General features: G+C 65.5%; 9 protein-coding genes. 6 read left to right on the top strand and 3 right to left on the bottom strand.

Annotated features, from left to right (window positions below; all coding sequences use genetic code 11):
* Positions 1-48: 48 nt before the first annotated feature.
* The 5 genes from KBX19_RS07175 (at position 49) to KBX19_RS07195 (ending at position 5,498) form a co-directional block, all read left to right on the top strand.
* The gene (locus KBX19_RS07175) at positions 49-1,275 is read left to right on the top strand and encodes an ATP-binding protein (protein ID WP_255998080.1); all 1,227 of its coding nucleotides are present in this window, start codon (positions 49-51) and stop codon (positions 1,273-1,275) included.
* 34 nt (positions 1,276-1,309) lie between these two features.
* Entirely contained in the window at positions 1,310-1,972 is a 663-nt protein-coding gene (locus KBX19_RS07180) for a response regulator transcription factor (RefSeq protein ID WP_255998082.1), read from the top strand.
* 227 nt (positions 1,973-2,199) lie between these two features.
* The gene (locus KBX19_RS07185; protein WP_232210311.1) at positions 2,200-2,985 is read left to right on the top strand and encodes a hypothetical protein; all 786 of its coding nucleotides are present in this window, start codon (positions 2,200-2,202) and stop codon (positions 2,983-2,985) included.
* Positions 2,986-4,551, top strand: a complete 1,566-nt coding sequence (locus KBX19_RS07190) for a DNA polymerase Y family protein (RefSeq protein WP_255998084.1) — start codon at positions 2,986-2,988, stop codon at positions 4,549-4,551.
* 26 nt (positions 4,552-4,577) lie between these two features.
* Entirely contained in the window at positions 4,578-5,498 is a 921-nt protein-coding gene (locus tag KBX19_RS07195) for a sucrase ferredoxin (RefSeq protein ID WP_050748763.1), read from the top strand.
* Here the strand turns inward: KBX19_RS07195 and KBX19_RS07200 are convergent.
* Genes KBX19_RS07200 through KBX19_RS07210 form a run of 3 tightly spaced genes read right to left on the bottom strand, consistent with a single transcriptional unit; the run spans position 5,485 to position 8,126 of the window.
* Positions 5,485-6,165 (bottom strand): methionine ABC transporter permease, encoded by a 681-nt coding sequence (locus KBX19_RS07200; protein WP_005286491.1) that lies wholly within the window; start codon positions 6,163-6,165, stop codon positions 5,485-5,487. The genes KBX19_RS07195 and KBX19_RS07200 overlap by 14 nt on opposite strands.
* Positions 6,166-7,230 (bottom strand): methionine ABC transporter ATP-binding protein, encoded by a 1,065-nt coding sequence (locus tag KBX19_RS07205; protein ID WP_255998086.1) that lies wholly within the window; start codon positions 7,228-7,230, stop codon positions 6,166-6,168.
* On the bottom strand, positions 7,230-8,126 hold the full coding sequence (locus KBX19_RS07210; RefSeq protein WP_255994460.1) for a MetQ/NlpA family ABC transporter substrate-binding protein: 897 nt from the start codon (positions 8,124-8,126) through the stop codon (positions 7,230-7,232). The genes KBX19_RS07205 and KBX19_RS07210 overlap by 1 nt, the downstream gene beginning before the upstream one ends.
* A gap of 200 nt (positions 8,127-8,326) precedes the next feature.
* On the opposite strand from KBX19_RS07210, the gene KBX19_RS07215 reads away from it, so the two are divergent.
* Positions 8,327-11,551: an error-prone DNA polymerase gene (locus KBX19_RS07215; RefSeq protein WP_255998158.1), complete on the top strand. Its 3,225-nt coding sequence runs from the start codon at positions 8,327-8,329 to the stop codon at positions 11,549-11,551.
* Positions 11,552-12,055: the final 504 nt, after the last annotated feature.

The raw sequence follows: 12,055 nt of genomic DNA on the forward strand, positions 1-12,055 counted from the left end.
GGGTTTGCCCTGATTCCCCGCCGCATGCCGCGTGCCAAGATGAACAGCATGCCCCAGCACTATGCCTCCGAGCCGCCCCGGTCCTACCCGCGCTTTGTGCGCGAGCAGGAGCACCGGGTTGTCGCTGGTGTCGCGGCGGGGTTGTCTGCGCATCTGAACATCGAGGTCGTGTACATCCGCCTTTTCCTCTCCCTGTCCTCCCTCTTCGGCGGGCTGGGCGTCATCCTGTACGCCGCTCTGTGGATCTTCACCCCGCAGGGTGAACCGGAGCGGCCTGTCGTGGACGGCAAACGGATCGGAGGGATCCTCAACCTGCTGCTGGTCGTCGCGGCGTTTGTGCTGTGGTCGATGTCGACGTCGGCGGTGGGGGATCCCGGTAATGGCGCGTTCGTCGCGGTGGTGGTCATGGTCGCGGTCGGCGCGGTACTGGCCTGGCGGGCGTACGACCGCGACATGCGTACCGCGGGTTCGATCGCCTCTCTGCTCGTCGGCGGTGTGCTGGTCATGGGGGGTGTCATTGTCATAGCGCTCATGGGCGACCGCGGCGGGATCATGGGCGTGGTTGTGGCTGTGCTGGTGGCTGTGCTCGGCGTGGGCATTCTCGTGGTGCCGCTCATCGCGCGCCTGCTCCGCTCGCTGGTTGAGGAGCGCCAAGATAAGGCGGTCGCCGCGCAGCGTGCCGACATTGCCGCTCACCTGCATGATTCTGTGCTGCAGACGCTCGCGCTCATTCAGAAGCGCGCCGACGACTCTGAGGAGGTCGCCCGCCTTGCGCGCCGCCAGGAACGCGAGCTGAGAGCATGGCTTTACGACGCTTCGCCCGCCCCCGGCTGGACCACCCACACCACCAATCCCGAACCCGCGCCGACTGCTGCTGCGCCACCCACGCCGGCTACCTTCTTCGCCGCGATCAACACCGCCGCCGGAGAAGTCGAGGACCTGTTCAACGTGACCATCCGCCCCGTCACCGTCGGCGACGACACAGCCTTTGATGAGAACGTCGAGCCCATAGTCCTGGCGGCCCGGGAAGCCATGGTGAACGCGGTGAAGCACTCGGGGGCAGACGGGATCGATGTGTATGCCGAAAACCTCGCCGGTGAGCTCTCCGTGTTCGTCCGCGACCGCGGCGCTGGGTTTGACCCAGCGGCGATCCCGGCCGACCGCCACGGCGTTCGCGATTCGATCACCGGCCGCATGGAGCGCGCCGGGGGCACAGCGACAATCAAGACCGCCCCGGGCAAAGGCACCGAGGTCGCACTGACTTTGGCTGCGTGACCCAGCACCTTCGGTGCGGGGTAGTGTCGGGTTCATGGCAGTGAAGGTGTTCCTCGTCGACGACCACTCGGTCTTCCGCTCCGGCGTCCGGGCAGAGCTGAGTGCGGCGCCCGGCATTGAGATCGTTGGTGACGCCGGCACGGTCGCCGACGCGGTGGCGGGGATCGGTGAGGCCCAGCCTGACGTGGTGCTTCTCGATGTCCACATGCCCGACGGCGGCGGCCTCGCCGTGATCACCGGGGCACCCGGGCCGCAGTACCTGGCCCTGTCCGTCTCCGACGCCGCCGAGGACGTCATTGCGCTGATCCGCGTCGGTGCCCGCGGGTATGTGACCAAGAACATCGACGGGCCCGAGCTGGCCGAAGCGATCATTCAGGTGCACGGCGGGGACGCGTACTTCTCGCCGCGGCTGGCCGGTTTCGTGCTCGATGCGTTCGCGTCGGGCGGGGTTGTCGAGGATCCTGCGGGGGAGCCGGAGAAGGCGGGGGAGGATGAGGCGGTAGTCGATAAGCTGACGCGGCGCGAGCTCGAGGTGCTGCGGTTGCTCGCGCGCGGGTACACGTATAAGGAAATCGCGTCTGGACTGTTTATTTCGGTCAAAACGGTGGAGACGCACGCGTCGAATGTGCTGCGCAAGACGCAGACATCGAACCGGCATCAGCTCACGCGGTGGGCGTCGGAACGCGCGCTGGACTAAAGATCAGCTTGGCGCTCGCGAGGTACTCGAAAGCTACTCGAAACGTACTCGAAACACGTTGTATCTAGTCTGACCTGCGCAGATCGATCTACTTGAAACCTACTCGAAACGGTTTCAAGTAGATTGCGTCATGCATGGTCTGAAGTCGCTAGGCCATTCCGCCGCATAGAAAGCATGTTCGATATTTTCGATTGACCTTGGTTACCCCGGCGAGCATAATCATCTTCGTGAGTGGAACAAGTGTTCGCAAGGTGGATGTGGAGGCGCTGGCCGGGTTGGCTGCCGCCTCCGGCTCCGCTGCGCCTGCTGGTCCCGCCAGTTCCGCTCGCACCGAGCAGATCGCGCAGCTGCGCGCCCGCATGGCGCAGATCGGCGGGGAGGTTCCGGACCAGCTCGGCGGGCCTCATGCTGGCCACATTGCAAGGGCTGATGTCCTGGAACTCGGTACGCAATTCGAGAATATTCTGCCCGGCGGCGGCCTGCCGCGCCACGCGGTGACGCACATGAGTGACACCCCGGCACTGGTGGTGGAGATGCTGCTGCAGATCACCGAAGTGGGCGGGTATGTCGGCGTGGTCGGCTGGCCGGAGCTGTCGTACGCGGCGCTTCCGCCAGAGTGTTTGAATCGTGTCATTGCGGTCCCGGACCCCGGGGTGGACCCGTTGGGGATCACCGGGGTGCTGGTGGAGGGGCTGGATCTGGTGGTCTTCCGCACCCGCGCGCGCGTCGAGCTATCCCCGGTGCGGGCGCGTCCGCTGCTGGGCAAGCTGCGCAAAGGCCGGGCCGCGCTCATGCTCGTCGGCGCGACGGTGCCGTCACCGGCGCTCACTGTCACTGGTGACGTGCAGGAGTTCCGGGGGATCGGCCGGGGCACAGGGCGCATCACGGGGCTGGATATCCGGGTGCGGGCGCAGCCGAAAAGCGCGCATCCGGCATCGGGCACGGTCACCGTCGGTCAGGCTCGGGAGACGGTGGCAGCCCCGGCAGCTCCGGCGCTCAAGGTGGTGACGTAGATGCGCGTCGCCGCCATATGGTTCCCCGATTGGCCGGTGCAGGCTGCATGCCTCGAAGACGATCTGGCAGAGCCGTTGGCCGTCGCGCGCCAGCACCGCATCAAGGTCGTTTCGCACGCCGCCCGCAAGCTGGGCATTCGCCGCGGTATGAAGGTGCGCCACGCGCAGTCGGTGTGCCCGGGGCTTACGGTCGTCGACGACAATCCGGACCGTGACGGGCGCATCTTCGCTGCGCTCGCGGCCAGTTTCGATGATGTGGCTTCGTCGGTCGAGGTGTTGCGCCCTGGGCTTATCGTCGTGGACATTGCGGCTGCAGGCAAGTTCCACGGCGGTGAGGAGCGCGCTGCCGAGATGCTTATCGACGCTGCATCACGCCCCGGCATCAACCCGCTCATCGGGATCGCAGACGAGATTGCCACGGCCGTCGTCGCCGCGCGCACCTGCGCGGTGGTCCCGCCGGGCGGGTCGGTGGACTTCCTGGCCAGCCAGCCGTTGCGTGTGCTCACAGCGGAGACGGCGCTCGGTGCAGATGCAGAGACGGTGAAGTCGCTGGGGCAGCTGGGGATTAGCACGCTGGGGGATCTCACTGCCGTACCCGCCACCGCAATCTCGACGCGTTTCGGCCAGACGGGGCTGCACTGCCACCGGATTGCGCGGGGTGCGCCGGACCGCCGCGTCGCCCCGGAGCTGCCTACGACTGATCTCGCGGTGTCCGTGACACCCGAGGATCCGATCGACCGCGTCGACGCCGCTGCCTTCGCCGCCCGCGCGCTGGCCGCCAGCTTGCACGAGCGGCTTGCTGACGCTGGGCAGAACTGCGTGCGGCTCAAAGTGAAAGCGGAGCTGAGCGACGGTACCTCCCTTGAACGCATCTGGCGCACCCGCGATGCCCTGACTGAGGGGGCCACTGCCGACCGCGTGCGCTGGCAGCTCGACGGGTGGCTCACCGGCGGGGGAGCGGGCGCGATCGCCTCGCTCATTCTGGAGCCGCTGGAGGTCGCGGCACCTGAACCGGCCGGTCAGCTCTGGGGCGGTGCTGCCGCGGGGTCGGAGGAAGCAGCCCGGGAAGCCCGCCGCGTCGCCGAGCGGATCCAGTCCTCGCTGGGCATTGATGCCGTCGTTCAGCCCCGCCCTGCCGGGGGCCGCGGCGTTGCCGAGCGCATCGCTCTTGTCCCCTTCGGCGAACAGGACAGCGAGGCCGCCGGTGCCGCAGCGGCTGCGTCATGGCCGGGCGCGATCCTGGCCCCGCTGCCTGCCCGGATCGGCGGCGGTCTGGACCACCCAGCATCGCGGGTGAAGCTGATCAGTGCGGACGCGAAGCACGTCGGCGTCACCGCGGAAGCCTTGTTGACGGGAGAGCCGTACGCGCTGGGGTGGGGCGAGCACCGCTACGTGGTCACCGGCTGGGCGGGGCCATGGCCTGTGGACGAAGGCTGGTGGGGCGACAACCCCCAAAAGGTCGCTCGCCTGCAGGTGGTAGGGGAGAAGCCTGCAGGCAATGAGCGTGCGGCGTGGCTACTGCTGTGGTCGAAGCAGCAGTGGCGGATCGAGGCTTTATATACCTGAGAGCGAGATAGGCTACCCTAAGAAGTATGCCCGCTCCCCGCCAGCCAATGTGTTCCGATGTCGAAGTCGAACCGCTGCCCGGCACCGCCAAAACGGCGGGGACCTATGTCCTGTTCGAGCACCCCGGCCCCTGGAGCCACGATGTTCTCGACGGTGGAACATTAGGTGAGGAGCTCACCGCGAAGCTCAAAGCGCACCTGAAGAAATTCGATGCCTCGCTTCAGCTCATCCGTCACCCCACGCGGGAGGGGCGCGACATTGACAAGCCGCACCTGTACACCGTCTTTTCAGATGTCGGAATCACGGAGGTCCACCACGTCGATGGTGTTGAGGACCTTCTGGAGATGGACTTCTCCGCGCCGGGCCTCAACGGCGGGCAAACGCGCATCGCGCCACTGCTGCTGGTGTGCACGCACGCGAAGCGCGACCGTTGCTGTGCCGTGAAGGGGCGCCCGCTGGTGATGGAGCTGGAGCGGCGCTATCCGTTCCGCCGCACCGGTGACATCGTGTGGGAGACCTCGCATGTCAAGGGGCACCGTTTCGCCCCGGCAATGCTGCTCATGCCGTGGGGGTATAGCTTCGGCCGGATGAATCTGGAGGCCACGGAAGCGATGATCGGCGCGGCGATGCGCGCGCAGTACTTCGTTCCCGGCAACCGAGGACGCGGAACGTTGTCGGCGTCGGCGCAGGCCGCCGAGATCGCCGTGGCTGCCCACTTGCAGAACGAGGGCGAGGATGTCGCCTACGGCCAGTTCACGCTCGTGGACGAAACCGTTGGCGACGGTGCAGCCACAATCGTGTTTGCCGACGATACGCACCGGGGGCCGCGCCAGTTCGCAGTCACCCTTACACAAAACGAAGCCGCAGGAGTGATTTCCTCCTGCGGCGACGAACCGAAAACGGGTACGTACTGGGGCGTCGAAAAGCTCGAACTTATCGGCGCATGACCTTCCGCGACAGCACGTTGCCCAGCAACTGGGCGAGCTGAACGATGACCACAATGGTGATCACTGCCAGCCACGTCACCTGCGGCTCAAACGCGCGGTAACCGTAGACGATGGCGAAGTCACCCAGACCGCCGCCGCCGATGTAGCCGGCCATGGCGGACATGTCGATCACGGCGATGAAGATGAAGGTGAAGCCCAAGATCAGCGGGCCGAGTGCCTCCGGGACGATCACGGTGCGGATGATGCGCCATGGGCCAGCACCCATCGCGCGGGCTGCTTCAATCACGCCGGGATCGATGGCGACGAGGTTCTGCTCCACGATGCGCGCCACAGTGAACGTCGCGGTCACGCACATGACGAATGTGGCCGCCCCGCGTCCGATCGTCGTGCCTACCACCGACAGAGTCACGGAGTAAAGCATGGCGATCATGATGATGAACGGGATGGGGCGGAAGAAGTTCACCAGGATGTTCAGCGTCCAGTAGACAAACCGGTTCTCCAGCACACCGCCAGCGCGGGTGGTGTAGAGGAACATGCCGATGATCAGGCCGAAGAACCCGCCGACGAGCATGGTGATGATCACCATGAACAGCGTGTCCTGAATGGCCTGGAGGTATGTGGGGCCCAGGCGGTCCCAGTCCATTTGGGCGAGGATCTGCTCAGTCATTTACTTCTCCTCCCCAATCTCAGCAGTGGTGTTGCCGGTGATTTCGTGAATGGTGGTGGTCTCCTGCATTCTGCGGTAGAACTCCTCGATGGCGCGGTTGTCGCCGGTCAGGCGCACCGTCATTTTGCCGAAGGACTGTTCCTGCAGGGTGGTCACGCTGCCGTGCACGACATCGAGCCCCACGCCCTGCTCCTGCAGCTTCGCGGCCGCGGAGAAGAACCCGGAGTTCGACGACAAGTCGACGGTGAACAGTCGGCCGTCGCCGCCCAAGAGTTCGCGCTCTTCGCTTTTCGACGGAGTGTTGCGCAACGACGTCGACACAAACCGCTGCGCCACGTGCGTTTTCGGATTAGAAAACACGTCGTAGACAGAGCCGTATTCGACGACCTTGCCGGCCTCCATGACAGCGACCTTGTCCGCGATGGCGCGGATGACGTCCATCTCGTGGGTGATCACGACGATGGTGATCCCGGTGCGCTGGTTGATCACCCGCAACAGTTCCAGGACTTCCTGGGTGGTTTCGGGGTCGAGGGCGGAGGTGGCCTCGTCGGCAAGCAACAGCGAGGGATCCGTGGCAAGCGCACGGGCGATGCCGACGCGCTGCTTCTGGCCGCCGGACAGCTGCTCTGGGTAGTTCTTGCCGCGCTCACCCAGGCCGACGAACTCGAGGAGCTCCTGCACGCGGGCGGCGCGCTCGGACTTGCTCATGTCCGTCATCTTCAGCGGGTACTCAACATTGCCTGCCGCAGTGAGCGAGGTGAGCAGGTTGAACTGCTGGAAGATCATGCCGATGTTGCGGCGCACGTCGCGCAACTGCTTGCCAGGCATGCCGACAATGTTGGTGCCGTCGAGCAGAATCTCACCGGAAGTCGGGGTGTCCAGCCCGTTGATCATGCGCACGAGGGTGGACTTGCCGGCACCCGAATATCCGATGACGCCCAAGATCTCACCGGGTTCAACGGTGAGGTTGACGTTGTCGAGTGCGACGACATCCGCCCCGCCTTTCTTGGAGCGGAACGTCTTGTGGACGTTCCGGAACTCAATCCGGGTGCCGGTGGGTGCCATTACTTGAAGTCCTCTTCCAGGCGCTTGAGGATCTCGTCGAGCTCCTCCTTGGTCTTCTCCACCTGGACAGCGGTGCCGTTGGAGTCCTCGTTCAGAGCCTCGGTGACCTCGTCGGACTGCCAGATCTCCACGAGCTTGTCGTAGGTCGCGTTGTCGACGTCGTCTGCGCGGACAGCGAAGATGTTGATGTACGGCTCCGCCAGCTCAGAGTTCGGGTCGTCTGCGAAGACGGCCGTGGATGCGTCGATGCCGGCGCGGCCCAACCAGGTGTTGTTGATCACGGCCGGGTCGCCCTGGTTGTAGACGGTCGGGGTCTGGGACGCGTCGACCGGGGTGACCTCAACCTTGGAGGCATCCTTGTCGATGTCGGCCGGGGTCGGGTTCAGCGTGTCAGCACCGTCCTTGACCTTGACCAGGTCAGCCTGGACCAGCACGTTGATGGCGCGGCCCTGGTTGGACGGGTCGTTCGGGATGGCGACTTTCTGGCCCTCGATGTCGTCGAGGCTGTCGTGGTCCTTCCAGAACAGACCCAGGGTGTTGATTTCGCCGGAGCCGACGATCTTCAGGTCGTCGCCGGAGGAGGCGTTGTACTCAGCCAGGTACAGGATGTGCTGGAACTTGTTGATGTCGATCTGGTCCTGAGCCAGCGCCGGGTTGACCGGCGGGTACTCGGTGAACGGGGTGAGCTCGAGGGTGATGCCCTCCTTCTCAGCCAGCTCCATGAAGACAGACCAAGCCTTCTGGTCGGAGTCGGTGGTGCCGATCCGGACAACCTGATCGTCGCCGCCGTTGTTCTTGCCGGCTGCGTTGTCTGCCGACTCGTCAGAGCATGCGACCAGGCCGGTTGCCGCCAGAACGGAGGCTGCGGCGGTCGCGATGATGCGGTTGAAGCGCATATCTTTTCCTGCACTTTCTTGCTAGGGGTGGTCAAATATGACTTCGAAAATCTAACACCTAACGGACCGCTTAGTCTAGTTTGGGTTCACACCAACCATTGCTATGCCGGCACTGGATACGGCCCCGCGCCCGTTGCTGATTGGAACAAAGTTTCGACCGCGATTATTCTGGGGGCGTGCGTTTCCATGGCGGCGAGAGAATGTCCTGGTCGCGGCTGGAGAGGATCCTCTCCGGCCGTCCCGGGCCTACTCCTGTGCCCGTCAAGCACACGGGCACGCCCGCCGGGGCGGTCTATGCGCCAGAGGGAGCCGAAGCAGAAGGCGGCGCCGCGCTGGGGGATGGGTCGGCAGGCACCGCGCCCCGCCGTGCACCTGCCGTCCCGTTCGCCGAGCTGCACGCCGTGTCCACCTACAGTTTCCTCAGTGACACCGGCGGTGCGAGCGAGCCGGAAGAGATCGTGGCCCGGGCGCAAGAACTGGGCCTATCGGCAGTCGGCCTGCTGGACCGGGACGGATTCTACGGCGCGGTCAAATTCGCTGAGGCAGCGGCAGAAGTGGGCATGCCCACAGTCTTCGGTGCGGAGCTGTCGCTCCCGCGCGACGATGGCGGCCCAGGCGATGACTCGGTGATTCCGCTGTCCGTCATCGCCCGCGGCCCCGAAGGCTACCGCCGCCTGTCGCACCTCATGGCCGCCGCCCACATGGCAACGGGGGAGAAAGACAAAGTCCTCTATCCGCCCCTGCCGGTGATTGCCGATGAGCTTGCCGGGACGTGCACCGTCCTGGCCAGCTGGCAGTGGGCGGACCGTATCGATGATTTGATCGAATACTTCGGCCCCGACCGGGTTGTGCGCGAATTCACTGCCACCATGCTCCCCGAAGACGCCGACCATAACGAGGCGTTGCGTGCATACCCGCACGTCCCCGCGATCATCAGTGCGGCACCCGGGGCGGCTACGCGCCAGGGGGCGCGGTTGGCGGGGGCGAAGAGGTCGCTGGCGCGTCGTCAAGCAATGGGCGTTGCGTACTGCGACCTGCACCCAATGGGCGCGAACTGGCTGCGCAGCGGCGAGCAGCTGCTCGCGATGGCACCGGGGTGCGCGGACATGCTCGCAGCCACCGTCGATCTGGCGGCCGAGTGCGCGTTCACACTCAACCTTGTCGCGCCGCAACTGCCGCTCTTTCCCACGCCCGACGGCCACGACGAAATGAGCTGGCTGCGCCATCTCGTGCGTGTCCGCGGCGAGGAGCGCTACGCCTCGCGTCCCGCTGACGTGCGTGAGCGGGCGTGCACACAGATCGAGCACGAACTGAACGTCATCGAGCAGCTGGGGTTTCCGGGCTACTTTCTCATCGTCAACGACATTGTGGACTTCTGCCGCGAGTCCGACATCCTGTGCCAGGGGCGCGGGTCGGCGGCGAACTCGGCGGTCTGCTTCGCCCTGGGGATCACTAATGTGGAGCCGATTTCGGCGCAGCTGCTGTTCGAGCGGTTCCTCTCGCCGGACCGCGACGGGCCGCCGGACATTGACATTGATATCGAATCCGGCCGCCGCGAGGAAGCAATCCAGTACGTCTACCGCACCTACGGCCGCGACAACGCCGCGCAGGTGGCCAACGTGATCACGTACCGGTCAAAGGGTGCGGTGCGCGACGCCGCCCGCGCGCTCGGATACCCGCAGGGTGCGGCAGATGCCTGGTCAAAGGGGCTCTCAGAACCGCCGAGTCTTGTCTCTTCGCTAGCCGAGCAATTGCGCGGCCAACCCCGCCACCTGGGCATCCACTCCGGCGGCATGGTCATTTGCGACCGCCCGATTGCCGACGTCGTGCCCGTCGAATGGGCCCGCATGGAGGACCGGTCGGTGGTGCAGTGGGACAAGGACGATTGCGCGTCGGCAGGCTTGGTCAAGTTCGACCTGCTCGGCCTGGGCATGCTCGAGGCGCTGCACCACATGATCGACCTCGTGCGCGAGACCACAGGCCGCGAGGTGCGCTTGTGGGAGCTTCCGCTTGACGACGCTTCCGTGTACGACATGCTCGCCCGCGCCGACGCCGTCGGAGTCTTCCAGGTGGAGTCCCGCGCCCAGATGAACACGCTGCCGCGGTTGAAACCGCGCGAGTTCTTCGACCTGGTGGTGGAGGTCGCCCTGATTCGCCCCGGCCCGATTCAGGGCGGGTCGGTGCACCCGTACCTGCGCCGCCGCGATGGGTGCGAGCCAATCGAGTTCGACCACCCGGTGCTGGAGAAATCCCTCGGCCGCACGCTGGGCATTCCGCTGTTTCAGGAGCAACTCATGCAAATTGCTGTCGACGCCGCAGGCTTCACCGGTGCCGAAGCCGACTCCCTGCGCCGCGCCATGGGGTCGAAGCGGTCCCCGGCGAAGATGGAGGCGCTGCGGCAGCGCTTTTTCGACGGCTGCCGTGAGACGAACGGCATTGACAGTGCCGTCGCCGACAGACTCTGGCAGAAGATCGTCGCGTTCGCCGCCTACGGGTTCCCGGAGTCCCACTCCCAATCGTTCGCGTCGCTGGTGTACTTCTCCGCCTGGTTCAAGCGCTACTACCCGGCGCAGTTCTGCGTGGGCCTGCTGCGCGCGCAGCCGATGGGGTTCTACTCGCCGCAGTCGCTTATCCAGGACGCGCGCCGTCACGGCATTGACGTGCTGCCGGTCAGCGTGAATGACTCTGGGTGCGAAGCGCGCTGCGTTGTGGATGCTGTTTCCGGTGCGGATCCTGCCATCCGGGTCGGCATGAACTTGATTAAGGGACTGGGTGACAAGGCCGCTGAGCGGATCGAAGCTGCCCAGCCGTTCACCGGCATTCCTGACCTGTCGCGCCGGGCTGACTTGTCGGTCGAGCACGTCGAGGCTTTAGCGCGAGCCGGCGCGCTGGACTGTTTCGGGGTGGACCGCAGGCAAGCACTGTGGCAGGCAGGTGTTGCCGCCACCGAGCGAGACGGGATGCTTCCTGGGCTTTCTGCGATCTCGGCACCGGCACTGCCCGGCATGAACGCTTTCGAGCTCATGGCTGCTGACGTTGCCGCGACCGGTGTCACTCCCGGCTTGATGCCGATGGAGATGCTGCGCGGGGCGCTAGGCGCCAACGGGGTCGTCGCCGCCGCGGACCTCATGAGTGTTGAGGACGGCACCCGCGTGCGCATCGCCGGCGTGATCACCCACAGACAGCGCCCCGTCACCGCCGGTGGGGTGACCTTCATGGGTCTGGAGGACGAAACCGGGCTGATGAACGTGGTCATTCCCGTCGGGCTGTGGAACCGCCAGAAAGTGCTTGCCCGCACCGCCAAAGCACTGATCATCCGCGGCATAGTGGAAAACGCCACCGGCGCGGTGAGCATCATCGCCGACAAATTCGAGCCGCTGGAGATGGGTGACTGGCTCGCCCGCGGGGCGCGTGACTTCCACTAGCGGGGGCAGGTGCCAGGTGGGCGCCGGGGGAGGCAGTCAGTCGGGGTAGAGCCAGACCGGAATACTGCTCGATTCTGGGGTGGAATACTGCTCGGCCACATCAGCCGAAACGCATGCTTTTGACCTGCACGTTTGCGTGAGCAGTATTCCGGAAAACCGCCAACAGTATTCCAAGGCCGATCCTGCAAGAGGGGAGTGTGAATCTAAAGGCCTCCCAGAGCGACTTAAATTCAGAGCACCCCTCGAGGTTGGATAGTCTGATTCTGTAATGACTGGAAACAACATCCCCAAAGCGGGCGACACTCCGAACGCCAACGTTCCTGCAGCGCCCAAACCCCCGGCCGCCCCAAGCGCGCCGGCTGCACCGGCTGCACCGGCTGCACCGGCTGCTCCCGGAGCGCCGAAACCCCCGGCTGCTGCACCGAAACCGTCCGCTGCGCCTACAACACCTGCAGCTCCGAAACCTCCGGCAGCGGCACCAGCGGCTCCCGCAGCGCCGAAGCC

Origin of the sequence: Corynebacterium sp. CCUG 71335 (assembly GCF_024454075.1) — a bacterium.
Taxonomy (GTDB): domain Bacteria; phylum Actinomycetota; class Actinomycetes; order Mycobacteriales; family Mycobacteriaceae; genus Corynebacterium; species Corynebacterium genitalium.